The 24,592-nt window shown below is 59.4% G+C and carries 22 protein-coding genes; 9 read left to right on the forward strand and 13 right to left on the reverse strand.

The window, feature by feature from the left end; all coding sequences use genetic code 11:
- Positions 1 to 69: 69 nt before the first annotated feature.
- The 3 genes from RBB81_RS10960 to RBB81_RS10970 form a co-directional block, all read right to left on the reverse strand.
- Complete coding sequence (locus RBB81_RS10960; protein ID WP_183789244.1) at positions 70 to 1,683, reverse strand: Na+/H+ antiporter; 1,614 nt, start codon at positions 1,681 to 1,683, stop codon at positions 70 to 72.
- 165 nt (positions 1,684 to 1,848) lie between these two features.
- Positions 1,849 to 3,303, reverse strand: coding sequence for a cation diffusion facilitator family transporter (locus tag RBB81_RS10965; protein ID WP_353073714.1), 1,455 nt, complete (start codon positions 3,301 to 3,303; stop codon positions 1,849 to 1,851).
- Positions 3,303 to 4,685 carry an MFS transporter gene (locus tag RBB81_RS10970; protein ID WP_183789242.1) on the reverse strand — a complete coding sequence of 461 codons (1,383 nt, stop codon included), beginning with the start codon at positions 4,683 to 4,685 and terminating at the stop codon, positions 3,303 to 3,305. Before RBB81_RS10970 ends, RBB81_RS10965 begins: the two co-directional genes overlap by 1 nt.
- A 139-nt stretch (positions 4,686 to 4,824) precedes the next feature.
- Here RBB81_RS10970 and RBB81_RS10975 point away from each other — a divergent pair, with 139 nt between their 5' ends.
- Positions 4,825 to 5,325, forward strand: coding sequence for a nuclear transport factor 2 family protein (locus RBB81_RS10975; RefSeq protein WP_183789240.1), 501 nt, complete (start codon positions 4,825 to 4,827; stop codon positions 5,323 to 5,325).
- Positions 5,326 to 5,329: 4 nt separating this feature from the next.
- Here the strand turns inward: RBB81_RS10975 and RBB81_RS10980 are convergent, their stop codons facing one another.
- Entirely contained in the window at positions 5,330 to 6,172 is an 843-nt protein-coding gene (locus RBB81_RS10980; protein WP_183789237.1) for a ubiquinone/menaquinone biosynthesis methyltransferase, read from the reverse strand.
- Complete coding sequence (aroB, locus tag RBB81_RS10985; RefSeq protein ID WP_353073715.1) at positions 6,169 to 7,332, reverse strand: 3-dehydroquinate synthase; 1,164 nt, start codon at positions 7,330 to 7,332, stop codon at positions 6,169 to 6,171. Before aroB ends, RBB81_RS10980 begins: the two co-directional genes overlap by 4 nt.
- 143 nt (positions 7,333 to 7,475) lie before the next feature.
- On the opposite strand from aroB, the gene nadB reads away from it, so the two are divergent.
- Positions 7,476 to 9,062 (forward strand): L-aspartate oxidase, encoded by a 1,587-nt coding sequence (gene nadB, locus RBB81_RS10990; RefSeq protein WP_353073716.1) that lies wholly within the window; start codon positions 7,476 to 7,478, stop codon positions 9,060 to 9,062.
- 346 nt (positions 9,063 to 9,408) lie between these two features.
- Here nadB and RBB81_RS10995 read toward each other — a convergent pair whose 3' ends face one another.
- The 3 genes from RBB81_RS10995 to RBB81_RS11005 all read right to left on the reverse strand — a co-directional run bounded on the left by RBB81_RS10995 (position 9,409) and on the right by RBB81_RS11005 (position 11,536).
- Complete coding sequence (locus tag RBB81_RS10995) at positions 9,409 to 9,945, reverse strand: PepSY domain-containing protein (RefSeq protein ID WP_353073717.1); 537 nt, start codon at positions 9,943 to 9,945, stop codon at positions 9,409 to 9,411.
- 338 nt (positions 9,946 to 10,283) lie between these two features.
- Positions 10,284 to 11,207: a TerC/Alx family metal homeostasis membrane protein gene (locus RBB81_RS11000; RefSeq protein ID WP_183789229.1), complete on the reverse strand. Its 924-nt coding sequence runs from the start codon at positions 11,205 to 11,207 to the stop codon at positions 10,284 to 10,286.
- A gap of 125 nt (positions 11,208 to 11,332) precedes the next feature.
- Positions 11,333 to 11,536 (reverse strand): hypothetical protein, encoded by a 204-nt coding sequence (locus tag RBB81_RS11005; RefSeq protein ID WP_179581962.1) that lies wholly within the window; start codon positions 11,534 to 11,536, stop codon positions 11,333 to 11,335.
- Between the two features lie 206 nt (positions 11,537 to 11,742).
- Here RBB81_RS11005 and RBB81_RS11010 point away from each other — a divergent pair, with 206 nt between their 5' ends.
- Positions 11,743 to 12,279 (forward strand): DUF3761 domain-containing protein, encoded by a 537-nt coding sequence (locus RBB81_RS11010; RefSeq protein ID WP_353073718.1) that lies wholly within the window; start codon positions 11,743 to 11,745, stop codon positions 12,277 to 12,279.
- 224 nt (positions 12,280 to 12,503) lie between these two features.
- On the opposite strand, the gene RBB81_RS11015 is transcribed toward RBB81_RS11010, so the two are convergent.
- The 3 genes from RBB81_RS11015 to RBB81_RS11025 all read right to left on the reverse strand — a co-directional run bounded on the left by RBB81_RS11015 (position 12,504) and on the right by RBB81_RS11025 (position 14,906).
- The gene (locus RBB81_RS11015) at positions 12,504 to 13,448 is read right to left on the reverse strand and encodes a M28 family peptidase (protein ID WP_353073719.1); all 945 of its coding nucleotides are present in this window, start codon (positions 13,446 to 13,448) and stop codon (positions 12,504 to 12,506) included.
- Between the two features lie 146 nt (positions 13,449 to 13,594).
- Positions 13,595 to 14,383, reverse strand: a complete 789-nt coding sequence (tatC, locus tag RBB81_RS11020) for a twin-arginine translocase subunit TatC (protein ID WP_353073720.1) — start codon at positions 14,381 to 14,383, stop codon at positions 13,595 to 13,597.
- Complete coding sequence (locus RBB81_RS11025; RefSeq protein ID WP_353073721.1) at positions 14,376 to 14,906, reverse strand: twin-arginine translocase TatA/TatE family subunit; 531 nt, start codon at positions 14,904 to 14,906, stop codon at positions 14,376 to 14,378. The genes tatC and RBB81_RS11025 overlap by 8 nt, the downstream gene beginning before the upstream one ends.
- A 383-nt stretch (positions 14,907 to 15,289) precedes the next feature.
- Between RBB81_RS11025 and nadA the strand changes: the two genes are divergently transcribed.
- The 4 genes from nadA to RBB81_RS11045 all read left to right on the forward strand — a co-directional run bounded on the left by nadA (position 15,290) and on the right by RBB81_RS11045 (position 18,867).
- Positions 15,290 to 16,408: a quinolinate synthase NadA gene (gene nadA, locus RBB81_RS11030; RefSeq protein WP_423248079.1), complete on the forward strand. Its 1,119-nt coding sequence runs from the start codon at positions 15,290 to 15,292 to the stop codon at positions 16,406 to 16,408.
- A complete protein-coding gene (locus tag RBB81_RS11035) occupies positions 16,405 to 16,836 on the forward strand; it encodes a DUF2203 domain-containing protein (RefSeq protein WP_353073723.1) in 432 nt (143 codons plus the stop codon). The genes nadA and RBB81_RS11035 overlap by 4 nt, the downstream gene beginning before the upstream one ends.
- A 132-nt stretch (positions 16,837 to 16,968) precedes the next feature.
- Positions 16,969 to 17,340: a Fur family transcriptional regulator gene (locus RBB81_RS11040; RefSeq protein WP_423248058.1), complete on the forward strand. Its 372-nt coding sequence runs from the start codon at positions 16,969 to 16,971 to the stop codon at positions 17,338 to 17,340.
- 33 nt (positions 17,341 to 17,373) lie between these two features.
- Positions 17,374 to 18,867 (forward strand): catalase, encoded by a 1,494-nt coding sequence (locus RBB81_RS11045; RefSeq protein WP_353073725.1) that lies wholly within the window; start codon positions 17,374 to 17,376, stop codon positions 18,865 to 18,867.
- Positions 18,868 to 19,144: 277 nt separating this feature from the next.
- On the opposite strand, the gene RBB81_RS11050 is transcribed toward RBB81_RS11045, so the two are convergent.
- Positions 19,145 to 20,221: a M28 family peptidase gene (locus RBB81_RS11050; RefSeq protein ID WP_353073726.1), complete on the reverse strand. Its 1,077-nt coding sequence runs from the start codon at positions 20,219 to 20,221 to the stop codon at positions 19,145 to 19,147.
- 83 nt (positions 20,222 to 20,304) lie between these two features.
- Between RBB81_RS11050 and RBB81_RS11055 the strand changes: the two genes are divergently transcribed.
- Entirely contained in the window at positions 20,305 to 21,465 is a 1,161-nt protein-coding gene (locus tag RBB81_RS11055) for a lactonase family protein (RefSeq protein WP_183789217.1), read from the forward strand.
- A 174-nt stretch (positions 21,466 to 21,639) separates the two neighbouring features.
- Complete coding sequence (locus RBB81_RS11060) at positions 21,640 to 22,824, forward strand: SH3 domain-containing protein (RefSeq protein WP_353073727.1); 1,185 nt, start codon at positions 21,640 to 21,642, stop codon at positions 22,822 to 22,824.
- Positions 22,825 to 23,246: 422 nt separating this feature from the next.
- Here the strand turns inward: RBB81_RS11060 and RBB81_RS11065 are convergent, their stop codons facing one another.
- Entirely contained in the window at positions 23,247 to 24,413 is a 1,167-nt protein-coding gene (locus RBB81_RS11065) for a DegT/DnrJ/EryC1/StrS family aminotransferase (RefSeq protein WP_353073728.1), read from the reverse strand.
- Positions 24,414 to 24,592: the final 179 nt, after the last annotated feature.

Here is a 24,592-nt window from a genome sequence, read left to right on the forward strand (position 1 = left end):
AAAAGGGCACGGCAGACTCTACGCCAACCGCTACTTTGCTCTAGGTTCAAAGATCGGCTGCTGCCGGAATCAGCGGATGGTTGATCCGGTGTGCACACGGCTTTCCGCCAAATCGAGCTCTCTCTGCAAGGTACGCAGGACTTCATCGTCGATCTGCTCCTCATCTCGCAGTCTGATCAGCGCTTCGCGTTCGGCCTGCAGTGCGGTCAGAATTGCATCGTTTCGTCGAGCCTGGTTGATAAGTCCCGTCGGAGTCCGATCGCGTTCCAACGGCATCGCATCCAGTCGCTTCTGGTAGCCGTCAATCAACTCCTGGAAGAGTGAAGACTGGTCGCGATTTTTCGAGCGGGTGCGGTGCAGATGGATGATGGCCTCGGTAGCCAGGACACGTCGCGCCTCTTGTTCCTCGCGGTCTGCGTGTCCCGACTCGGAGAGGCCCATGATTCGAATCAGCCAGGGCAGCGTCAGGCCCTGCACGACCAGCGTTGCTACGATCAGGCAGAACGCCAGATAGATGATCATGCTGCGCTGCGAGAAGGTTCTGCCGCCTGGAAGAGCGTACGGGAGCGAGATGGCCGCTGCGAGCGATAGCACACCGCGCATGCCACCCCACCCAATGACAAACATCTGTCGCGGCCGGGGTGGCTGTACGTCCAACTTCCGGACCCATCGCCGGAGCGCGTAGGCGACGTAGGTTTCTGCGAAGACCCACGCCATGCGCAGACAGATCATCAGCGCGGAGAAGCCGATTCCATATTCAAGGAGAACCGGGCGGCTCATGCCGACGATCTGCCCGATGACATAGGGAAGCTGGAGTCCGATGAGAACGAAGACGATGCCGTTGAGGATGAAGGTCAGTGCATCCCAGACAGCGGTCGCCTGCAGGCGGACCTGGGGCGACATGTACTCGGGACTTTTGCGGCTCATGTACATACTGCAGGCGATGACTGCCATTACACCGGAGACATGCATGCGGGCGCCTAAGAGGTAAGCCCCGTAGGGCACCAGGATGCTGATTACGATCTCGATTGGCCCATCGTCCACCCATTTTTCAAACCACGCGACGACAGCTCCGATGGCCAGCCCCACGGCTACTCCACCGCAGGTCAGGAAGACGAGTTGACCGAGTCCTTCGATGAGTGATGGCGTTCGGCCTGTGACCAGCAGAGTGAGGCCGAATTGCAGAGCGAGGAGGCCGGTGCCGTCGTTGACGAGGCTTTCGGCTTCCAGTATGTCGACGATTCGTTGTGGAAGGCCCACTCTTCGCGCGATCGATGTGGCTGCGATGGCGTCAGTGGCTGCGACTACCGCACCAAGTAGCACGGCGGACTTCCAGTCGAATCCAGGAAGGAGAGACCCCGCGACCATCGCGAGCCCTAGGATGGTGAACAGCACCAGGCCGACGGCAAGCATGGCTATGCTGACAAAGTTGCGCTGAAACTCTCTCCATGACAGGGTCCACGCGGCGGAGTAAAGCAGAGGAGGAAGGAAGACCAGAAAGACCAGGTCTGGATCGAGGCCGATGCGAGGCATGCCTGGCAGAAAACTCAAGAGAAGGCCGGCAATTACGAGCAGGATCGGATACGGTACTTTGAGTCGTCGGGCCAACCCGGCAAAGACCGCCACGAAGAATAGAAGAAGAAGGAAGACCGCTTGTACGGCCTGCACTCCGGCACCCGTCATCGGGCCAGCCTTCGGATGCGAGGTGCGGGCGATCTTCTAATCCAGAGGGGGAAGGACGAGGGCATGGGTCATTATCTCGCGCTTAAATGGGTAGAGAGTTGAAACGAAGGTGCGATAACGTCACTCACTCGGTTGACCTGATCGGAAGAAGATCGAAGAGTCGGATCAGCGGCGGTTGTCGGTGGCGGGCTCGGGGTGGATGAGGAGGCGGGAGACTTCGGGGCAGTCGAGTTTGAAGGCGTTCTCGAGAGCGGTGATGATCTCGTGGACCTTCGACATGGGGAGGTCGTCGGGGAGGGTGCAGTGGCAGTTGACCTGGATGCGATCGGCTCCGTTGTTGTGGGCGCGGGTGACGAAGACCTCGTGAATGTCGAGGATCTCGGGGAAGGCTTGAGCGGCGCGGCGGAGACGGACTTCGAGCTGGCGATCGCGCTCGAGGGAGGCGGGACGCTCGATGGTGGCGGGTTCGCTTTCGATGTGAGTGAGGATGGTGGAGATCTCGGGGATCTCGCGGCGGATGTCGGACTCGAGTTGGGTGACGAGGGCGTGTGCGGCGCTGAGGGACATGTTCTCGTAGACTTCGAGGTGCTGCTCGACGTGGAGCTCGTGGTTGTACTCCTGCACGGCTACGTCGTGGATTGCCAGATTTGAGCGGGCGGCTACTGCGCGGATGCGGTCGTGGAGGCTTTCGGCGATGGAGGCGGTGGGGATGGAGTGGACGACGACGTCGGCTCCGGGGAGATGGCGGCGGACGGCGGCGGTGGCGGCCATGGTGATCTGCTCGGAGCGCTGGAAGGTGAGGTTGCGTGGGAGGCCGAGGGTGAGGTCGGCGAAGTAGTTGGGGCCGGCGCGGCGGGTGCGGATGCGGTCGACGGAGAGGACGCCGTCGATGGCGGCGATGTCGCGGGCGATGTCGCGGGTCTGCGAGCGGGTTTCGATGGGGGTGGCGTCGGTGAGGGCGTCGATGGTGCGGCGGGCGAGGTTCCAGGTGACGTGCAGGATGATGCCGGAGACGATGATGGCGGCGATGGGGTCGGCTAGTTCGAGTTGGGGGATTTGGAAGCGCTCGCCTATGTAGCTGGCGGCGAGGCCGAGGAGGACGGCGATGGAAGACCAGATGTCGGTGCGGAAGTGGATGGCGTCGGCTTCGAGGGCTTCGCTCCTGGTTTCGGCGGCGATGCGGTGGAGCTTGCGGGAGCGGGTGTAGTCGACGGTGATGGAGAGCAGGAGGACGAGGAAGGGCCAGAGGGAAAAGTTGAGTGCGAGATGCTGGCGGTGGGCGATGCGGCGGATGGCTTCGGTGAGGATCCAAACGCAGGAGCCGAGCATGAGGACGGATTCGATGGCAGCGGAGAGGCTTTCGATCTTGCCGTGACCGTAGGTGTGGTCGGCGTCGGCGGGGCGGTCGGAGACCTGAACGGAGAAGAGGGTGATGGAGGCGGCGATGAGGTCGATGCCGGAGTGGGCGGCCTCGGAGAGCATGCCGAGAGAGCCGGTAAGGAGGCCGGTGAGGAGTTTGAGGAGGGTGACGGCGAAGGCGGCGAGGACGGAGAAGAGCGCGGCGGAACGCTTGGCGCTATGAGGGGTCGCGGCTTGTTCGGGCTGGGCCGTAGTGCTCATCAGGACGATGGTACAGGGTTTTCCGTACGGAGTGCTGTGCTTCGGAGGCGTGTTTCGGCACGGAGATAGAACATGATGGCTGCACCGAGGAGCATGGGGAGGCTCATGAAGAGGAGCCCTCGTTGATAGTCGCCGGTGAGGTCTTTGGCGAAGCCGACGAAGTAGGGGCCGAGAAAGCCGCCGATCATGCCGATCATATTGAGGGTGGCGATGCCGGCGGCTGCGGATCGTCCTTGAAAGAAGCTTCCGGGCAGAGACCAGAGGGGACCCTGCATGGCGTTGTAGGCGATGATGATCGCGCCGATGGCGGTGACGACGTTGATTGGATTTGTTGAGAGGCCACAAGCGAAGAAGCCTGCGGAGATAAGGAAGGCCCAGGGGATGATGTGCATGTAGCGGGGATGGTTGCTGTGTGGCGTGCGGCGCTGGATGCGGTCGGAGTAGATGCCGTTGATCAGCATAGCGGCTGCTCCGAGGAGACTGAGGGTTGCGATGAGGTAGCCGACCTTTGATGTGCTGAGATGGGTTGCTCGCTGGATGACGTCGGGAGCGACAAAGGTGTAGGCGTAGGAGGAGGCCAGCATCAGCAACATGAAGAGGCCGAGCTGCCAGACGCGTGGATCGAGGAGGGCGGCGCTAAGATCGTGGCTGCGCTGGCCGCTTAGAGAAGGATCGTTGTGGACGTGGTGGATGATCCATGCGCGTTCGTCTTCGGTGAGCCACTTGGCCTGCTGGGGGCAGTCGGGGAGCAGGTAGAGGAAGGCGATGCCTAGCAGGATGGGAGGGATGCCTTCGACGAGGAAGAGCCATTGCCAGCCGCGGAGGCCGAGGTGGCCGTCGAGGTTGAGGAGTGCGCCGGCGATGAGGCCCATGAAGACGAAGCTGAGCGGCAGGGAGATGTAGAAGCGGCTGATGGCGCGGGCGCGCAGCTCCTGCGGAAACCACTGCGTGAGATAGAAGATGACGCCGGGAAAGAATCCGGCTTCGGCGACACCGAGGAAGAAGCGCGCGGTGTAGAACTGCCAGGGAGTGCGGACGAAGAGCATGGCCATGGCAAGGATTCCCCAGGTGACCATGATGCGGGCGAGCCAGCGGCGGGCTCCGAAGCGGTAGAGGAGGAGGTTTGAGGGAATCTCGCAGGCGGCGTAGCTGAGAAAGAAGAGGCCGGCGCCGAAGCCATAGACTGTGGCGCTGAAGTGGAGGTCGCGGTTCATCTGGAGTGAGGCAAAGCTGATGTTGACGCGGTCCATGTAGGCTGCGCCGTAGCCGAGGGCGATGAGTGGGATCAGATGGAGGGTAGCTTTGCGCATCGCGGATGCGCCGATGGCTGCGTCAAGTGAGACTAGAGGCCCGTCGAGGATCGGGGGCGGAGTCGAGGCCATTGGAGTTTCATCTCATCGAGCGGGTGGAGCGTGCGATTAGGGGGTGGGGAACTGAGGGAAATATATCACCGGAGGTGGATTGAGGGGTGCGTGTCTTGTTGTATGGTCGCTTGATTGGGTGAAGGCTCTGGAGGTTTCGATGTCGCTGAAGGTTCGAATTATTTTGGCTGCGACTTTGCTGTCGCTTATGTTTTTCGTCGCCGTATATAGCTCCAGCGGTCAGCAGAGAGCCTCGAATGCGGATCAGGCGCAGGTTGTCGATGCGGTGAAGGCGATCTTCTCGGCAGCTGCGAACGATGACCTTGCGAAGTTTCATGCGGTGATTGTGCCTGGGTTTTACATCTACGATGCGGGGGCGCGATTTGATGGGGACGCGATTATGACCTTGATCAAGGCAGAACATGCGAAGGGGAGACGGTATGAGTGGAATGTTACAGAGCCCGATGTACATGTCATCGGCGACACGGCGTGGATTGCTTATGTGAATAAAGGCGCCGTGACGGATGAGTCAGGGACTAGAGCGCAGAGCTGGCTTGAGTCGGCGTTCCTTGAGAGACGCGGTGGGGCTTGGAAGATTGTGTTCATGCATAGCACCCGCGTGCCTGTGGCTCCGCCGGCTTCGACTGTGTCGATGCGGTAGGTGGTCAGGGTTTGGTGGCGTGGTAGAGGCCGGCGGTGCCGAAGGTGTAGCTGGTCCAGGTGGCGTTGGTGAAGCCGGCGGCTTTGATGAGCTGGAGCATGCGTGGAGGGCGGGGGAAGCGTGCGACCGAGGCGGGAAGGTAGCTGTAGGCGGCGGGTTTGCCGGAGATGAGGCCGCCTAGGCGGGGGAGGATGGATTTGAAGTAGAGATTGTAGAGTGTGCCGGTGAGGCCTTCGGGTTGGTTGGCTTCGAGGATGCCGAGCTGGCCGCCGGGGCGGAGGATGCGGTGGAGTTCGGCGAGGCCTTCTTCGTAGTTGGCGAGGTTGCGGAATCCGAAGGCGGAGGTGACGAGGTCGACGGAGGCGTCGGCGATGGGGAGGTGGAGGGCGTCGGCTTCGATGGGAACGATGTTGTGGGGGGCGAACTTTTCTGCGCCGCGGGAGAGCATCTGGTGGGAGAAGTCTACGGCGAGGATGGGGACGATTTGGGTTTGGGCGGGGTTGGACCCTTCGTCTCCCACCCTTCGCGGTGAGACTGCGAAGGATGGGACACCCGAGCCTTTGGGGCGGTGTTTGTAGAGTGCCATCGTCATGTCGCCGGTGCCGCAGCAGAGGTCGAGGATGACGGCTTCGGGATGCTGGAGAATGGGGCGGAAGAGGCGAGCGGTGCGGTTCCACCAGTAACGGTCGATGCCAACGGAGAGGAGGTGGTTGGCGCGGTCGTAGGTGGGGGCGATGGTGTCGAACATCTGCTGGACGGAGGTGGCGGCGGCTTGCTCGGTGGTGATGCCGGCGGGGCGCGCTCCGGTGGAGCGTTCGTGTTCGGGTTTGATTTCCGGGCCACTCATGAGTTGCGTTTCTTCATTGGGCTCGCCGCGACAGAGTGTTGGCGCATCAGGGTGAGCATGGAGTTGGTGGCGGCTAGGAGTTCGGGTTCGGTTACGTTGCGGACTATTTCTACCTTGCCGATGGCGGTGGGTAGGACGAAGGAGCGGATGCCGCTGCGATTTTTCTTGTCGCGGGAGGTTAGGGCGACTAGTTTTTCGGCGGTGGCTTTGAAGGTGGGGAGCGGGCCGTAGCGGAGGATGAGTTTGGTGATGCGCTCGGCTTCTTTGGGCTTGATGGTTTTGCGTGCGATGGCTACGTTGAGCGCGGCGATCGAGCCCCAGGCTACGGCTTCGCCGTGGAGGAGCTGCTGGTAGTTGGTGGCGGCTTCGACGGCGTGGCCGATGGTGTGTCCGAAGTTCAGGATCATGCGAAGGCCAGACTCTTTTTCGTCTTTGCTGACGACGTCGGCTTTGACGCGGACTGAGGCGGCTACTACTTTCGTCAGAGCTTTGGTGTCGGCGTTTCGTTTTGTGCTGAGGATGGCTTCGGCGTTCTGTTCCATGTAGCGGAAGAGCTTGGCGTCGTAGATGATTCCGGCTTTGATGGACTCCTGGAGGCCGGCGCGGAGCTCGGCTGGGGGAAGAGTGCGGAGGAGGTCGGTGTCGGCGAGGACGGCTTGGGGGTGGTGGAAGCTGCCGATGAGGTTTTTGCCTGCGGCGAGGTTGACGCCGGTCTTGCCGCCGATGGAGGAGTCGACCTGCGCGAGAAGGGTGGTGGGGATTTGGACGTAGCGGATGCCGCGCATGTAGATGGCGGCGAGGAAGCCTGTGATGTCGCCGATGACGCCGCCACCGAAGGCGAGGAGGAGGGCGTCGCGGTCGGCTCCGGCGGTGGAGAGTTGCTGGGCGAGGGATTCGACAGCGGCGAGGCGCTTGTGGGATTCGCCTGCGGGATGGAAGAGGACGGTTGGCGGTTTTTTGAAGCTGGCGAGGAAAGGCTTGGACCAGAGGGCCCAGATGTTGGGCGAGGTGATGACAAAGGGGCGGAAGGGTTTGCCGGGGTTGAGCTTGCTTAGGCGCGGGTAAAGGGTGCCGAGGAGGCCGGAGGCGATGATGACGTCGTAGTTTGCGGAGGGCGTATTGACGGGGATGACGGGCACTGTGTCTTCATCGTATCGCATGTATTTTTTAGGATTATGTCCTGCCGGACGAGCCCGCTACACGCGGGGCGGGCGTTCGCACGCCTTTTTAACTTGTGTCGGTAGAAGGACGTCTGCGGGCCTCTCGTTGGTCGGCAAATCAAATAATGATCTAGCATCGATGTATGGAACGGTTCGACTTTTTGGTAATTGGAGCGGGGATTGCGGGGCTTAGCGCGGCGATTCGGTTGGCGGAGACGGGCACGGTGCTGGTGGTGACGAAGGAAGAGCTGGCTGAGTCGAATACGGCTTATGCGCAGGGCGGGATTGCGGTGGCGATGGGGGGCGACGAGGATGTCGCGCTGCATTTGGAAGACACGATGGCGGCTGGGGACGGGCTGGTGAATCGTGAGGCGGCGGCGGTGCTGGTGACTGAGGGGCCGAAGCGGGTGGAGGAACTGCTGGAGTGGGGGACGGCGTTCGATCGTTATCCGGAGGGCGAGAAGGAGCATGGCGGGGAGTTGATGCGGACGCGTGAGGGGGCGCACAGCCTGTCTCGGATTCTGCATGCGAATGGCGATGCGACGGGGAAGGAGATTGCTGTGTCGCTGCTGCGGCATGTGCGGGAGGCTGGCAACGATGGGGGGTCGATAGAGTTGATGGAGTGGACTACGAGTGTGGATCTGATGGTTGAGGGTGGGCGCGTAGTGGGGGCTACGCTGCTGGATGGAGAGGGTGGGCTGAGGGTGGTGCGGGCCGGGGCGGTGTTGCTGGCCAGCGGTGGGGCGGGACAGGTTTATAGCGATACGACGAACCCGGCGGTGGCTACGGGGGATGGGATCGCAATGGCTTATCGGGCTGGAGCGGCGGTGAGTGATATGGAGTTTTATCAGTTTCATCCGACTGCTTTCAGCGAGCCGGGGGCGCCGCGATTTTTGCTGAGTGAGGCGCTGCGGGGTGAGGGCGCTTACCTGGTGAATGCGAAGGGGGAGCGGTTCATGGAGCGGTATCATCCGCTGCTGGAACTGGCTCCGCGAGATGTGGTGGCGAGGGCGATTACACGGGAGGGGATGGACGGGCCGGTGTATCTGGATATGCGGCATGTGGCTTCGAGTCCGACTGCAAGAGATTTGCAGACGCGGTTTCCGGGGATCTCGAAGTTTCTGGCGAAGTATCGAATGGAGTTGGGGCGGGATCTGATTCCGGTGCGGCCTGCGGCGCATTACCTGATGGGTGGGGTAAGGACGGATGTGCAGGGAAGGACTTCGCTGTCGGGATTGTATGCGGCCGGTGAGGCGGCGTGCACGGGGGTGCATGGAGCGAATCGGCTGGCGAGCAACTCGCTGCTGGAGGGGCTGGTGTTTGGTGCGCTGGCGGCAGAGACGATGGTTGCGGAGACGTCGTTGACCGAGCTTGATGCTAGCGCTTCGGTGGTGGCTGCGAGTGGGGGTGTGACGCCTGAGGCTGCGACGGAGAGATGGATCAAGGAGCTGCGCGATCTGATGTGGAAGGATGCCGGGCTGTTGCGGGATAAGGATGGTTTGGAGCAGGCTAAGCGCGGGCTGGTTGCGTTGGCGGCGGCTATGCCTAAGGGGTTGACCCGGCGGGCAGTAGAGGCGAGGAATCTGCATGTCGTGGCGGAGTTGATCGTGGCTTCGGCGCTGGGGCGGGAGGAGAGCCGGGGAGCGCATTTCCGAAATGATTTTCCTCTGCGGGAGGAGGTTGCGAAGCACTCGGTGATGCAGGAGGGGAGGCTAGAGTTTGTTGCTTGAGATGGGGATGGTTGTTGTGGGTACAGATTGGGAGTGAAAGGAGGTTTGGGCTTGAGTCGGGGACGGGGTCTTCAGCAACTGGTTGCATCGCTTGTCGGGGCGATGTTGAGTTTTTGCGTGGTTGCGGTGCCGATCTACTGCAAGATTGCGGATGTCAGGGTGAACGGATTCTTCCATGGTGGCCCTGTGGCGCTGGCGGCGGCTATGGCCGGACTATTTGGGGGCGGCATCGTTGCGGTGATGGTGCTGGTGTTTCTTTTGCGATGGGCGAGTGGCCGTGAACAACGGGAGCTGGAGCCCAGAGCTGCTCCGACTCTGGAGCTTTTCGGTAAAGCACGGATCGTGACTAAAAAACGGTTAGAAGTACGGGAAGAACGACACCGGCGATCAGGAGGATCGTGATCAGACCTCTGCGGCGGATGTATTTGTAGGATATGTAGATGCCTGAGATGGTCGAGATGAACAGACCTATGGAGACGAGAAGGAAGAAGATCTTGAGGGGCAGCGCGTTGTGCGGCTTTGGCGCGGGTGTGTCCGATGATTGGGGCGACAGGCTTTGCGCCGGCTCTGTGGCGGCAGATGGGGATTTTTCAGGCTGAGTGTCGCCGCTTTTGTTTGAAGGCCTGTCTGGTGATCTGTCTGGAGACCTGTCCGGCGGCGGAAATTTTCTTGCTGGAACGATTGTGGTCTGCTTCTTGTGGACCTGGCCCAGCGTGACGGCCCAGGCGGGTGGCTTGTAGCTGCTGCCGCGAGCGGTTTCGTGGAGGCTGAAGGTCTGGAGCGCTCCGGTGAAGGCGAAGAAGAGCAGGGCAGGTGCAATGAAGACACCGAGATAGAGGTGAACGAGCCTGGTGTACTTCAAAAGGGTATGGGAAGAGGACATTAAGTCTTTTTTACACAATAAATTGATATCCGATAACTTCAGTCCTAGTTAGGCTTTCGTGCGCTTCGTATATTGCTCAGCACTTTGTAGAAGAATTTGAGAGGTGGGACTCTTCCGGCATTTTTTAGGGGGAGTTTCCGGATCCCCGATAAGGAGTTCGCATTGAAGATGGATTCAAAGTTTATGAATTAACTCGAGGTTTCGACCTTCTGCTCCAAAGGAGAGGAACTCTTTTTCCATACGAGATAGGCAAATGTTGCCTCATTTGTCGGCTTCTCCTGCGATCGATACCGTTTGAGTTCCTAGGATGGATTTGCGGGCAGATTAAAGCGAACGGTTCAGGATTGCTGGTTGGTCGCTTTCGAGAGAAGCGACAGAACGATGGTGATTCCCAGGATGGTAACGATCGTGGCAAGCGAGAGCAGAGGGCCGATCTCAATCCAGTGGACGGCGAGCATCTTGAAGGCGGCGAAGGCGAGGACTCCGGCGAGGCCGAAGTGGAGAAAACGCAGCTTGGCGAGCAGGTGAGCGAGAAGGAAGTAGAGCGATCGGAGACCCATGACGGCCATGATGTTCGAGGTGTAAGCGAGGAACGGGTGGCGAGTGATGGAGAGGACGGCGGGAATGGAGTCGAGGGCGAAGATGACGTCTGTGAGTTCGATGGCGATTAAGGCCAGAAAGAGGACGGTGATCATGCGTTGGCCGCTCTCGAAGACGAAGAACTTGTCCTGACGGAGGCTGACGGGATGGAGGCGGGAGAGCCAGGCGATCCAGCGGGGCGTTTCGGTTTTTGGCTTTTCCGCGCCTGGGAGTACGAGGCGGATGGCGGCGACGAGCAGGATCGCGGCGAAGACGTAGCTGACCCACTCGAAACGGGCCAGGAGACCGAGACCGGCGGCGATGAAGGCTCCGCGCATGAGGATGGCGCCGAGGACGCCCCAGAAGAGGGCTTTGGGCTGATTGGCGGGCTCGATCTTGAAGACACGGAAGAGGAGGAGAAAGAGGAAGAGGTTGTCGATGGAGAGCGACTCTTCGATGGCGTAGCCGGCGAGGTATTGCGTGGCGGATTGGCCGCCCATGGAGCGGAAGAGGAAGAGGGCGAAGGCGAGGGCGGCGGCGATCCAGAGGATGGTGGCGGCGACCGAGGTGGATTGAGTTTTGGAGGGGCCCCGGTGGCGCACGTAGAGTAGTTCGGCCCCGAGGAGGATGAGGATGAAGAGGTGAAAACCTATCCAGTGGCTGATGGGGGTCGCGTCGAGCATCTCTTTTGGATGCTACAGTGCGGGGCTGATCGGGGGGTCGTCGGTGTTGCCGGGGCTCGTCTGGGGAGGGTTTGACGGAGCTTTCGGCAGCCGCAGCTTACGGCCTTGCCATGATGGACGACTGGCTAGCGTGCGCCAGCGACCATCGAATAGACCGTGTAGACGATAATTGCGAGCGCCATCCACAGGAGGGAGGACAGGAACAGGCTGCGCGCGATATCGACTATGTGATGGGTCTCGAGGAAGCCGTCTGCATTGTTCTGACGAGCGGTGCGGGTGGTTAGTTCTCTGTATCGGTTGTGTATGTCTGCGTACGATGGTGTCTGCATGGTCCCTCCTATCGGCCAAGACTAGGGGGAGCATTAGCCAGGTGCCATCCCTCGAATGCAGTAGTTTGTAACTCGTTTGGGTCACAATTGGGCCTGTTTTGGGGGGGGTGATACCGTTTTTCGGGGTTTTTGATGACAGGGTAGGCCGGATGGGGTAGGATTTGGCGGTATTCGGGCCACCTAAATTTAAATCATCGGGAGTATTTATGAAGATTGCAATCTGTTTGATGGCGGTTGCGGCAGGGCTGGTCGGTACACATTTGGCTGTGGCCCAGGCAGCGCCACCGGCGGGATCTACGGGGATGTGCAAGGACGGAACCTATTCGACGGCCGCGAGTAAACAGGGGGCATGTCGAGGCCACCAAGGAGTGAAGGAGTGGTATGCGGCGACGGCACCGGCTACTGCGGCTGCTACGGCACCTGCTGCTGCGGCTAAGACGGCTCCAGCTACTGCGGCTTCTGCGCCTGCTGCTGCCGCGTCCACCGCACCTGCTGCTGCGGCTTCTGCTCCGGCTTCGTCGGGCGGGACATCAGGGAAGATGTCTCCATCGCAGAAGGCGGCGGCTCGTACGCAGGCTGCGGGCGGTGGTCCCGGCCTGGTGTGGGTGAATACGTCGAGCAACGTCTACCACTGCTACGGGACGGATTTTTACGGGAAGACGAAGGAAGGGGCTTACATGTCCGAGGCCGATGCGAAGGCTAAAGGCGCGCACGGGGACCACGGAAAGAGCTGCACCAAGTAAAGACGGTCCTGCCGGACGGGCCCGCTTCGCGCGGAGCGGTCACTTCGTGACGCGTATATCTTTGCTTGCCGAGTAGGGCTGCATGGGTCCTCCCGCTGGTCGGGGGAAAAATTCTCATTCGACCAGCGTGAGAACGCATGCCTTCCGATTTAGCGACGCAAGGTATACAAGTCACGAAGTGACCGCGCTTCCGCGCAGGAGGCCGTCCGGCAGGACATTATCGTTTACGGGCGCTGGTTGATTAAACGGATCATCTCGAGGAAGATGTCGCCGGAGATCTGGAGGGAGTGGGCACTGATCTTGTCGAGGGTGTCCTTGTCGGTGTGGTGGTAGCCGTCGGGCATGGCGTCGGTGACGGGGCCGTAGTGGGCGTCGATCAGATCGAGGACGGGGATGCCGCGCGCTGCAAAAGGTAGATGATCGTCTTCTTCGGCTTCGCGATACTTGAAGATGTAGGCGGAGTGGCCGGTGTTTTTGGCGGCGACTTTTAGCAGGTCGAGCAGCCATGGGGTGGAGTTTTCTACGTAGTCGATATTGAGGTCCTTGTCGGCGATCATGTCGGCGACGAGGAAGGCCTTGATTTTGGCGAGGGTGCCGTCCTGCGACCACTTGGCGGCAAGGTGGCGGGTGCCATAGAGAGAGTCGGAAGGGCTCCAGCTTTTGACGGCCTCTTCGCCGTCATCGAAGACGAGCCAGACGGAGTAGCCTTCGGGGGGATGGGCGCGGAGGATGGTGCCGATCTCGATGAGCAGGGCGGAGGTGGCGGCGCCGTCGTTGGCTCCGTAGAAGTTGATATCGCGGAGGGGGTAGTTCGTCTCGTAGTGAGAGGCCAGGACGATGATGCCGTCTTTTTTGCCAGGATATTTGACGATGTAGTTGGTCATCGTCTGGAGACCGGCGGGGGTTGTGGCAGTGAAGGTGTCGGCGACGAAGTTGCCTTTGGCGGTTTCGGGGGCGAAGTGCTGTTTGAGGAATTCTTCGGCTTTGGCGTGGCCGGGGGAGCCGTTGAAGCGCTTGGGGGCTACGTCGAGGAGTTGCTTGGTGAGGGTGAAGGCGGCTTGTCCGCTGAAGTGGGCGGATGGCGTTTGGGCCTGGAGCGCGGTGATTGGGATGAGGAGGACGAGCAAAAGCAAAAGCCAATGCAGGTCCTTCGACTTCGTGGTTCGCAAAGTGCGCGAACCACTTCGCTCAGGAGGACACTTCATTTGGTTTGGTGAGAGAAAAGCAGATTCCTGCGCTTCGCTACGGAATGACAACCAGAAAAGGGAAGACGAATGCAGGTAGGCACGGAGCGAGGAGGTCTTCAGGCTTTTTGTCATGCGGCTTTATTGGCCTCTTTGGCTTTGCGACGCGAGGGGTGAACGAAATAGGCGACACCCACGCCGAGGAAGTAGAGCACGAGCATGGGACTGGCGAAGAGGATCATGCTGAAGGGATCGGGCAGCGGGCAGATGATGGCCGATATGAGGAAGATGACGAGGATCGCGTATCGGATGTGTTTGAGCAGGAATTTGGCGTCGACGATGCCGAAGAGGGAGAGAAAAAATATGAGGATCGGCAGTTCGAAGCAGATGCCCAGGCCGAGGATTACGGCAAGAAAGAACTGGGTGTAGTCCTCGATGGTGAGGATAGGATTGAATTTTTTGCCGAAGTCGAGGACGAGGACTTTGATGGCGCCGGGAAGGACCCAGTGGTAGCCGAACCATGCTCCAGCGAGGAAGAGCCCGATGGTTGCAGCCATGAACGGGACAACATAACGCTTCTCGTTGGCATACATGCCGGGCGAGATGAATAGCCACAGCTGGTAGAGGATGAAGGGAGATGCGAGGATCGCTCCACCGAGCAGGGCGGTCTTGAGGTAGAGGTTGAGGCCATCGGTGGGATGGGTGAAGTTGAGGGCGATATGGAGGTCGTCGAGGGGTTTCTGGACGAAGCCATAGAGGCGCTCGTGAAAGGCGTAGGCGACGGCAAATCCAATGAGCAGATAAACGGTGGCATGGATGAGGCGCTTGCGGAGCTCGGTGAGATGCTCCATCAGGCTCATGCCTGGGAGCTCGGCGCGGTCGGTAACGGCTGCGCGGACGCTGTCGACGAGGTCAGCCATGTTGGGTGGCCTCGCTGGCGGTTACTTCGGCCGTCGATTCAGATTCAGGTGTGTGAGGGATGGCGTCGAGGATGGGCGAGAGGGCCGAGTTGCTGACAGGAAGGCCGGTGGACGGGGGCATGAGGTTGAGTTCACCGGAGGTTGCGATGGGAATAGGCGCGGAGGGTGGGGGCGGCATGTGGGGGTGGTCTTCTACCAGCTCATGGGTGAGCTGGGCGATGCGTTCGGGGGTTACGTCTGAGGTGGAGGCCTCGGTGAGTGCGGGCGGTGCGATGGTGTCTTCACCAGAGGTAATGGCGGGTTTGACGGGGGCGGCTGCCTCCATGGCGGCGATCTTCTTGCGCTGCTCTTCCTGGTCAGCAACACGGAGCTCGTCTTCCATCTGCATACGGAACTCGTTGGAGGCACGCCGGAACTCGGCCATGAGCTTGCCCAGTTGACGGGCGAGTTCGGGCAGCTTCTTCGGGCCGAAGAGAAGCAGGGCAAGGAAGAAGATGACGGCGCTGTCCTGAAAGCTAGGCATAAGTCAGTCCCATGATACGGCTTACGAGTTGACGGAACAAATGGATGGAGGGCATTGATGCTGTTGTAAAATTTCTGGTGTAGGGCAGCAGGATCGTTTGAAGAAAGGCGCATCGTCTGATTACAGACTGCGTCTAATTGTGAACGAGCGATCTAACGGGTCGCGAGTAGAGAAGTGGTAGGAGTTGCAACACCCCCGTGGGTTGGGTGTCGACTTGCAAGAGTCGACACAGTGAATCCACTGCAACTCAAGCAGTGCATGCTTTCAACATCCCCGTCTCAGAGGCGAAAAGACGGTATCGGCTAAGCCGCTGCCAGACGACCTTGCGAGACTGAAGGCGGAGTACTTTGAACGGACTATTGGATATCGCACCGGCTGAGGCCGTGGCGGAGAACGTTGCAGATTCGTGTTCCTTAGACAACTACCTTGCGCAGCCGGACCATACGATGGATGCCCGGATCGCTGCTGCTCGCGAAAAGCTCGGCAAAGACGTTGTTCTGCTGGGTCATCATTATCAGCGGGATGAGGTGATTCGATTTGCTGATTTTACCGGCGACAGCTACAAGCTTTCGAAGGTGGCGGCAGAGACGGATGCAAAGTACATGCTGTTTTGCGGCGTGCACTTTATGGCGGAGACGGCGGATGTGCTGGGGCGTCCGTGGCAGCAGGTAATTCTGCCCGATTTGAACGCAGGCTGTTCGATGGCCGATATGGCGGAGATCGGGCAGGTGGAAGACTGCTGGGATTCGCTGGAGCGCGCGGGGATTACTGATGAGGCTTCGGGTGGATTGATTCCGCTGACCTATATGAACTCGGCTGCTGCGATCAAGGCTTTCTGCGGCGAGAGGGGCGGCTTGGTGTGTACGTCTTCGAACGCTCGCGGGGCGTTTGAGTGGGCGTTTGCACGTGCGGGGAAGATCTTGTTTTTGCCGGATCAACATCTGGGACGGAACACCGCGTTTGCGATGGGGATACCGCTGAACGAGATGGTGGTCTGGGATCCTTATCAGATTAATGGTGGGGTTAGTCCGGATCGGTTGAAGGCGGCTAAGGTGATTTTGTGGAAGGGACACTGCTCGGTGCATCAGCGGTTTCTGCCGGAGCATGTCGATCGCGTGCGCCGGGAGGAGCCTGGGATGCAGGTGATTGTGCACCCGGAGTGCCGCTGGGAGGTTTGCCAGAAGGCGGATGATGTGGGTTCGACCGAACATATTATTCAGGCAATTGAGCGGGCGCCGGAGGGCTCGAGCTTTGCGGTTGGGACGGAGATTCACCTGGTGAACCGGCTGGCGAAGCGGTTTGCGCCGCTGGGCAAACGGGTGATTACGCTCGATGACTCGGGCTGCTTGTGCACAACGATGTACCGGATCTCTCCGCAGCATCTGGCGTGGGCTCTGGAAAATCTAATTGAGGGACGGGTTGTGAATCGCATCAAGGTGGACGATGATGTGAAGCAGTGGGCGCGCGTTGCGCTCGACAGGATGCTGGAGATCAGGATTTGAGTAAGACGTTTACGTTGGGCGAGGCACAGACACTGTTGCCAGTGGTAGAGGCTCTGCTAAGAAAGGCTCGGGAGGGACAGGCTCGGGCCGCGGAGTTTGAGTACGAGATGCAGCAGTTGAGTCACAGGATCTTTCTGTCTGGTGGGATGCATGTGGATGTGAGTGTTGCTGCTCGGCGCCGGGCGGAACGGGATAAAGCGGTGCAGTTGGCCAAGGATACTCTGGCTGAGATCGACTCGATCGGAGTTCAGGTGAAAGATCTCGAGGAGGGCCTGCTGGACTTTCCTTACGTGATGGATGGGAGAACGGTGCTGCTTTGCTGGAAGCTGGGCGAGCCGGCGATTACTCACTGGCATACCGAGGAAGAAGGCTTCGACGGCAGAAAGCCTCTGGACTCGCGGTTTGGCAAGACAGAACGATTGAATTAGGTCGCGGTGGCCGATTACTCTGCTGTGGATAACTAAATTTATTGAACGATAATATTTATCGTTTATACTTCTCTCATGTTGGTGAATGAGGCCAGATCGTTTCGTGAGCTTTGCCAGGAGAACGGCATTGCGGTGACGCACCAACGGCAGGTCTTGTACGAAGTGATGAAGACAATGCATGGCCATCCGAGTCCGGAAGAGGTCTATGCGCAGGTCAAGAAGAAGGTGCCGGCTATCTCGCTGGCTACCGTTTACAAAAACATACATCTGTTTGTGGAGAGCGGTGTCTTCCGCGAAGTGAGCATGCATCACGGCTCGCTGCGCGTGGAGATGAACGATGAATCGCATCACCACATGGTGTGCTCGAAGTGTAAGGCGATTACCGACATTGGAGAAAAAGAGCTTGGGCTGTTGTCGAAACAGGACAAACTGCCCGGCGGATTTCTGGTGGAGCGGTATGCAGTGGATGTGATTGGCATTTGTGCGAAGTGCCAGCAAGCTTAGGGCGATTTTCCTAACGAGTGTAAGAGGTGATTTATGGCAGAAGACTTGAAGAGCAAGCAGATGACTACGGATGCCGGGCGACCGGTTGGCGATAACCAGAACTCCATCACGGTGGGTAATCGTGGACCGATCGTGTTTGAAGATTATTTGCTGTTTGAGAAGATGGCGCACTTCAACCGTGAGCGTGTTCCTGAGCGCGTGGTTCATGCGAAGGGTTCGGCAGCGCATGGCACCTTTACCTGTACCCATCCTGATATGGCGAAGTACACGACCGCGAAGGTGTTTGAGAAGGGTAAGAAGACACCGACTTTCCTGCGCATGTCCACCGTTGGCGGTGAAAAAGGTTCTGCTGACTCTGAGCGCGATCCGCGTGGGTTTGCGCTGAAGTTCTACACGGAAGAGGGCAACTGGGACCTGGTGGGCAACAATACGCCGGTGTTCTTCATTCGTGATCCTTTGAAGTTTTCGGACTTCATCCATACTCAGAAGCGCGATCCGGAGACAAACCTGAAGTCGCCGAAGATGATGTGGGATTTCTGGTCGCTTTCGCCGGAGAGCCTGCACCAGGTGACGATTCTGTTTTCGGATCGCGGTACTCCGGATGGCTATCGCCACATGAATGGATACGGCAGCCACACGTTTTCGCTGATCAACGCGAAGAATGAGCTGTTCTATGTGAAGTATCACTTCAAGACGAAGCAGGGGATCAAGAACTTCACTCGCGAAGAGGCCGACCATATGAAGTCGGTGGACATGGACCACTCGCAGAGTGACCTGTTCAAAGCGATCGAGAAGGGTGACTTTCCAAAGTGGACGGTGCAGATCCAGATCATGCCGGAGGCTGAAGCGGAGACTTATCACATCAATCCGTTCGACCTGACGAAGGTTTGGCCGCACTCGGACTACCCTGTGATCGAGATCGGCGAACTGGAGTTGAACCGCAACCCCGTGAACTACTTTGCTGAAGTTGAGCAGGCGGCGTTTGATCCGAAGAACGTTGTTCCGGGCATGGGCTTCTCGCCGGACAAGATGCTGCAGGGCCGTTTGATCAGCTATCCGGATGCACACCGGTATCGCATCGGGGTGAACTACAACCTGCTTCCGATCAATGAGCCGAAGTGCCCGTACAGCACGTACAACCGTGATGGCAGCATGCGCTTTGGTGAGAACGGCGGCAACGGCCCGAACTACGAGCCGAACAGCTTCGGCGGACCCACGCAGGACAAGAAGTATCTTGAGCGTCCGGTGACGTACAACACGGCGACCGTGGGACGTTACGACCATCGCGAGCATGATGGCGACTACTACACGCAGCCGGGGAACCTGTTCCGTCTGATGACGCCGGATGCGCAGGAGCGGCTGTGCGGGAATATCGCGGCCGGGCTGGGTCAGGTTGAGACACGGATCCAGGACCTGCAGATCAATCACTTCTACAAGTGCGATCCGAAGTACGGCGAAGGCGTTGCCAAGGCTATCGGACGCAAGATCGAAGAGATTGTGAAGAAGGAAGAGCTGGTTGGTGCATAAGTAATCGATTCAGTTACAGAATAAGGGCGATCCTTACCGGTTGCCCTTTTTCTTTTAGAGGATACGTCCTGCCGGACGGGCTCGCTGCGCGCGAGGCGGTCACTTCGTGACTCGTGTACCTTTTCTCGGCGGGATGATCTGCATTAGGGCCTCCCGTTGGTCGGCATCACCTCTCTTTCCGACCAACGGGAGGACGACTGTCCTTCACTCGCCATCACAGGGTATACGCGCCACGAAGTGGCCGCCTCGCGCGCAGCGAGCCCGTCCGGCAGGACTTTTAAGGTGTTGGGCCCGTGGGATTGGCTTCGGGTCTGCGGCCTGGGTTCCATTCGGGTCTCCAGGTGGAGTCGGCCAGCCAGCGGATGGGATTGACCATGGAGGCGATGGCGTTGGTCATGTGGGTGAAGTCGATGGTGCGGATCTCGTCGCTGGGCTGGTGGTAATCCTTGTGCAGGCCGTAACTGGAGACGGTTTGGGCGATGATGCCTTGCTGGGCGAGCGCGTAGTTATCGGAACGGCGGAAGAAGTTTTCTTTGGGGTGAGGGTCGTTGACCAGATGGGCACCGTGTTTTGCAAGCTCGGGGCCAAGGTTGGAGCGGTCGAAGCCGGTGAGCCAGAGGGTTCCAGCGGGTACTGCCGGGTCGGGTCGACCGATCATCTCGAACTCGAGGTTGGCGACGATGCTGGTGAGCGGTACCGGCGGATGGGCAAGGAAGGCGCGGTTGCCGAAGCCGCCGAGTTCCTCGGAGCCGAAGAGTGCGAAGACGATAGTGCGCTTCGGGCGTGGACCTGTGGCGAGAATGTGGGCCAGGGTCAGCACGGCGGTGGTGCCGGATGCGTCGTCATCGGCTCCGTTGTAGTTGGTGTCGCCGGAGCTGTTGGCGGGACCTATGCCCAGATGGTCGAGATGCGCTGTGAGAAGGATGACCTCGTTGGGTGAGGTAGTGCCGCGAAGGACGGCGACGGCGTTCCAAGTCTCTTTGCGTGGGACGTCCTGAAATTTTGCTATACGTTGCTGGGTTCTTGCGGGCAGAGGATCGGGAAGGGCGGATTTCTGGAGGAAGGTTCCATTATCTCCGCCGGGTTCGAGGCCGAGGGATTGAAGCTGTGAGGCGACGAAGAGGGCGGCGATGTGCTCGTCGCGCGTGGCTGAGCCGCGGCCGTGAAGTTCATCGTCGGCGAGAAAGTTCATATCTGCGTGAACTTCCTGTTGCAGCGTGGTAGAGAGCGATACTGTTTGCCGGGCTGCTGCGTCGAAGGAGTGAGACTGCTGTGCTTGTGATGTGGAGGGAAGAGTTTGTGTCAACAGAATCGCGGCCCAGGGCAGAAAATATAAGAGCTTCGAGGAATACATTGAGAAAATTATAGAGGAACGCCAATTGAGTTATTCTGCGTTGGCTTTGGCTGCTGCAAGATAGAGAAGAGGCTTTGGTGACGATGGAACGACGGGGAAGCTTGCGGCGATGGACGATGGCGGGCGCTGCGATGATGTTGCTGGGCTTTACGGGGTGTTCGGGATTCTTTCCTCCGATCAATAACTCTGGTGGCGGTACCGGAGCGACCGGAAACCAGGTGTATGTGCTGAATCAGACGACGAAGTCTGTAAGTGGCTTCGTGGTGGGTACGGGGACCTTGACTGCGGTGAATAGCTCGCCGGTGGCGCTTGCGATATCGCCATTTGCAGAGGTTGTATCCCCAAACGATGCGTTTCTTTATATTGCAGGGCAAGGGTCAATCAGCTTGTACCTGATCAATGCCAACGGATCGTTGAGCGCTCCGAGCGGCGGCGCTGTGCAGGTTGCGGTGACTGCGAATTCACTGGCTGTTTCACCGGACGGCCAATGGTTAATTGCGCTGGACAGTTTTACGCAGCAGCTTGATCTCTTCGAGATCAACGCCACGACGGGTGCGCTGACGGCTGCGGCTGAGTCGCCTGCGGCTTATTCGCTTCATTCGGGAGCGGGAACGTGGCAGCCATCGATGGTGCGGGTGTCGCCGGATGGGACGCTGATCTTTGCTGCGCTTGGAACTGCGGGAGATGTCGTGTTTACGTTTAACACAACGACCGGCGCGGCTGTTCAGAGCCAGAGTCTAGCCAACGTGAATGCGAGCACTGGTGATTATGGGCTGGCGGTGGACCCGAAGACTGCCTATCTCTATATCGCGCGGAGTGGGACCAGCGGGGGAGTCGGAGTGTACTCCATTGGATCGGGAGGTGCCCTGAATGCGGTCACGGGGTCGCCGTTCGCAGCGGGGAGCGGAACCTTTTCGGTGGTGTTGGACGGTACCGGAACCTATGCTTACGCGGCAAACCGTACCGATGGCACGATCTCTGGATATACGATTGCAGCGGGGACTACGCCGGCGGCTTTGTCGTTGACACCGCTGAGCGGATCGCCCTATAAGAGCGGGACGTCGGTGCAGTCGCTGGGGATTGATCGAACCGGGAAGTATCTGCTGGGGGCGTCGCAAGGGGGCAGTCCGGATCTAACGATGTACAGCTTCGACATTACGACTCCGGGCAAACTCGATCCGGCAACCAGTATTGCTACAGATGCTGATCCTGCTGGGGCTATCGCGATCGCGCTGACTCACTAGTTCGTTTCCTGACCTGGGTAGAGGTGTTCGAGTTGATGCCGACATGTTATGGATTTGGCGAGGCCGCCGTTAGTATGGAGTAAGTGGTGTGCTGTGACGCGGAGTTTCAAGGCTATCGTTTCTTCATCTGGACAATTCGGTTTTGTGCGGCGCTTTTCGCGGATTTGCAGCGTAGTGGCGGTTTCGGTGCTTTTGGTGGCTGGGGTGAGCGGGTGCTCGCGGCTGCGGCCTAAGCCCGCGGCACAGTATGTGTATGTGACGGCGAAGCAGACGTTTCTGCGTGACCGCGTGGCGGCAGTGTCGAACCGCACAGCTACGGTGGAGAATGGGGATCGGCTCGAGGTACTGGACCGCGGGCGGCGGTTTGTGAAGGTACAAACAGCCAAGGGGGAGCAGGGTTGGATCGATGAGAAAGTCGTTGCGACCCAGGATATTTTCGACCAGTTTGAAAAGCTGAAGCAGGATCACAAGGCTGATCCAGTGGTTGCGTCTGCGGTGGTGCGGGACGAGGTTTATATGCATGCGAAGCCTGGCCGCGACACGGAGAGATTCTTCCGGCTGGCGGAAGGCGAAAAGCTGAAACTGCTGGCTCGAGCTACGTTGGCCAAGCCTTTGCCGCCGGGAACGCGGGTGGCGAAGGCTGCACCTGTTCCAAGTCCAGTTGCCACGACGACCGGTTCTGGGGAAAAGGCTCTTGCGACTGCTGCTCCGACCATTCCGGAAGAACCTGCGCCACCGGCGATGGAAGATTGGTGGCTGGTTCGTGACTCGAAGGGCGACACGGGTTGGCTCTTTAGCAGGATGATGGATGTGGATGCTCCCGATGCAATCACGCGGTACTCCGAAGGGCAGCGGATCGTCGGTTCGTATGTTCTGACTAAAGTTAATGACCCGGAGGCGGAGCAGGATGACAAGAACATTCCGATCTATGTGACGGTGTTGAGCCCATATAAAGCAGGGCTAACCTATGACTTCGATCAGGTTCGAGTCTTTACTTGGAATATAAAGAAGCATCGCTACGAGACTGGCTTTCGCGACAGAAATATCGAGGGGTATCTGCCGGTTACGGTGACGATGGCGACAGATCCTTATGGGAAGTCGCCTACGGCTACTACGCCGGCGCCCACCTTCTCGTATCGAGTGCTGTCGGATGAGGCGGGGCCGGTCGTTCCGGATCCTGTGACCGGAGCGATTGTGCCGGGGAAGACAGTGGTGAAGACTTATCGGCTGGAGGGCAACTTGGTGCGGCGGGTCATTCAGCCGGGGACGACTGCGGCGGGAGAGGCCCATCCACAGCCGGTGTCGGACAAAAAGAAGGCTGCCGCTGCGAAGGGTGGCAAAGGAAAGAAGAAGCGGTAGGGCGGCCTGATACCGATTCCGCGCGTGAGTCAAAGTGACAATGAGCGATTGAGCAACGGCTTTACGGTGGCAATGTAGCGGCTTCGGTGGTCCGTGGCGGGCCGACGGTTCGCAAGCCTGTGACTTCCGGTGACTCGCAGCGTCGGATCGCTTCTGGAACCTCTCTTTGGAATCTGGTGCGCGGCGGAGATCGTGAGTCTTCATCGATTGGGATAGGAGTGGGCCAAGATCCGTTCTGTGGGACGTGGCTTATGCGGCGCAGACCTTTGGTGGAGAACCTGCCACGGACGGCTTGCGACTACGCCGCTTTGTGATGGATATGGGCTTGATCGATCGCAGCGTGAGAGGTTGACAACCAAAAGACAGACAGGTCACGACGACCCAGGAGCCGCGATATATGGAAAGGAACCAGTGCGGGTTGCTCAGGCGTAGAAGGTGGCGATGGTGTCGACTACAGTCTGCTGCTCGTCTTCGCGTAGCTCGGGGTACATAGGAAGTGCGAGGACCTCGTGGGCGGCGGCTTCGCTGATGGGGAAGTCACCCTGCTTGTAGCCGAGTTGAGAGAGGCTGGTTTGCAGGTGAAGCGGGACGGGGTAGTAAATTTCGCTGCCGATCTTGCGCTCTGCGAGATATTGGCGGAGTTCGTCGCGACGAGAGGTGCGGATGACGTACTGGTGGAAGACGTGGCCGGCGCGCGGGTCGGTGATCGGTAGAACGATGCCTTCGCTGACGTTGGATGCGGTGAGGTTCGCTGCATGGAAAAGCTGGTCGTAGCGGGCGGCGTGGTCGCGGCGCTGTTGGTTCCATTTGGGTAGGTAGCGGAGCTTGACCTCGAGGACGGCGGCTTGAATGGAGTCGAGGCGGGAGTTCCAGCCGATCTCGTCGTGATAGTAACGGCGGCGCATACCGTGGGCGCGAAGGACGCGGGCGTGGTCGTCGATTGCGGCGGACGTGGTGGTGACGAGGCCGGCGTCTCCCATGGCGCTTAGATTCTTTGTGGGGTAAAAGCTGAAGGCGGCTGCGTCTCCTAGTGCTCCAGCTGGGACGCTGTTCCATGTGGCTCCGAAGGCCTGGGCGGCGTCTTCGATGAGCAGGAGGTTGTGGTTTCGTTTCAGTGCGGCGAACGCGTCCCAGTCGGCGCACTGGCCGTAGAGGTGAACAGGGAGGACAGCTTTGACGTTTTTGCCCACGGTGGAGCGGAGCACCTCTTCGACCGAGGCGGCAGAGAGATTGAAGGTGGCGGGGTCGATGTCGGCCAGCAGAGGTGTGGCGCCGCAGCGGAGGATCGCGCTGACCGTGGCGAAGAAGCTGAAGGGGGTTGTGATGACTGCGTCGCCGGGGCCGATGTTCGCGGCTGCGAGGGCGAGCCAGATGGCGTCGGTACCGCTCGCGCAGCCAATGGCGTGAGGGACAGCGCAGGCGAGGGCGGCGGCGTGCTCGAAGCTGGTGACCTGGGGTCCGAGGATAAAGTGTTGCGAGGCACAGACTGCTTCGATGGAGTCGAGGATCTCCTGTCGGAGGATGGCAAACTGGCGGGAGAAGTCAAGCATTGGAACGGGTTGCGGATCGCGGATGGTCACATCTGCCATGGTATATCGCTGGTATATAGCTGTGGAGACTGCGGTAGACTCTCGTTCTGTCTTGCAATGCGTCTAACGAAGTATTGCGTTCGTCGTTACAATTTGAGGGCGCAGGTTGATTATTGCCGTGGATGCTCGTATTGTTGACAGTCTTGGCTTCAGACTTAGCCGTTGAACACGCTGAGTTT

It is taken from the genome of Tunturibacter gelidoferens (assembly GCF_040358255.1).
GTDB classification, from domain to species: Bacteria; Acidobacteriota; Terriglobia; order Terriglobales; family Acidobacteriaceae; genus Edaphobacter; species Edaphobacter gelidiferens.

What these genes read in the sequence shown, in the direction of transcription:
- RBB81_RS10960 (WP_183789244.1), bottom strand. Translation starts at nt 1,683, where the DNA reads ATGACGGGTGCCGGAGTGCAGGCCGTACAAGCGGTCTTCCTTCTTCTT.
- RBB81_RS11005 (WP_179581962.1), bottom strand. Translation starts at nt 11,536, where the DNA reads ATGCAGACACCATCGTACGCAGACATACACAACCGATACAGAGAACTA.
- RBB81_RS11045 (WP_353073725.1), top strand. Translation starts at nt 17,374, where the DNA reads ATGGCAGAAGACTTGAAGAGCAAGCAGATGACTACGGATGCCGGGCGA.
- RBB81_RS10970 (WP_183789242.1), bottom strand. Translation starts at nt 4,685, where the DNA reads ATGGCCTCGACTCCGCCCCCGATCCTCGACGGGCCTCTAGTCTCACTT.
- RBB81_RS11000 (WP_183789229.1), bottom strand. Translation starts at nt 11,207, where the DNA reads ATGCTCGACGCGACCCCCATCAGCCACTGGATAGGTTTTCACCTCTTC.
- RBB81_RS10975 (WP_183789240.1), top strand. Translation starts at nt 4,825, where the DNA reads ATGTCGCTGAAGGTTCGAATTATTTTGGCTGCGACTTTGCTGTCGCTT.
- nadB (WP_353073716.1), top strand. Translation starts at nt 7,476, where the DNA reads ATGGAACGGTTCGACTTTTTGGTAATTGGAGCGGGGATTGCGGGGCTT.
- RBB81_RS10965 (WP_353073714.1), bottom strand. Translation starts at nt 3,303, where the DNA reads ATGAGCACTACGGCCCAGCCCGAACAAGCCGCGACCCCTCATAGCGCC.
- tatC (WP_353073720.1), bottom strand. Translation starts at nt 14,383, where the DNA reads ATGGCTGACCTCGTCGACAGCGTCCGCGCAGCCGTTACCGACCGCGCC.
- aroB (WP_353073715.1), bottom strand. Translation starts at nt 7,332, where the DNA reads ATGCGATACGATGAAGACACAGTGCCCGTCATCCCCGTCAATACGCCC.
- RBB81_RS10980 (WP_183789237.1), bottom strand. Translation starts at nt 6,172, where the DNA reads ATGAGTGGCCCGGAAATCAAACCCGAACACGAACGCTCCACCGGAGCG.
- RBB81_RS11065 (WP_353073728.1), bottom strand. Translation starts at nt 24,413, where the DNA reads ATGGCAGATGTGACCATCCGCGATCCGCAACCCGTTCCAATGCTTGAC.
- RBB81_RS11025 (WP_353073721.1), bottom strand. Translation starts at nt 14,906, where the DNA reads ATGCCTAGCTTTCAGGACAGCGCCGTCATCTTCTTCCTTGCCCTGCTT.
- RBB81_RS11010 (WP_353073718.1), top strand. Translation starts at nt 11,743, where the DNA reads ATGAAGATTGCAATCTGTTTGATGGCGGTTGCGGCAGGGCTGGTCGGT.
- RBB81_RS10995 (WP_353073717.1), bottom strand. Translation starts at nt 9,945, where the DNA reads ATGTCCTCTTCCCATACCCTTTTGAAGTACACCAGGCTCGTTCACCTC.
- RBB81_RS11050 (WP_353073726.1), bottom strand. Translation starts at nt 20,221, where the DNA reads ATGTATTCCTCGAAGCTCTTATATTTTCTGCCCTGGGCCGCGATTCTG.
- RBB81_RS11055 (WP_183789217.1), top strand. Translation starts at nt 20,305, where the DNA reads ATGGAACGACGGGGAAGCTTGCGGCGATGGACGATGGCGGGCGCTGCG.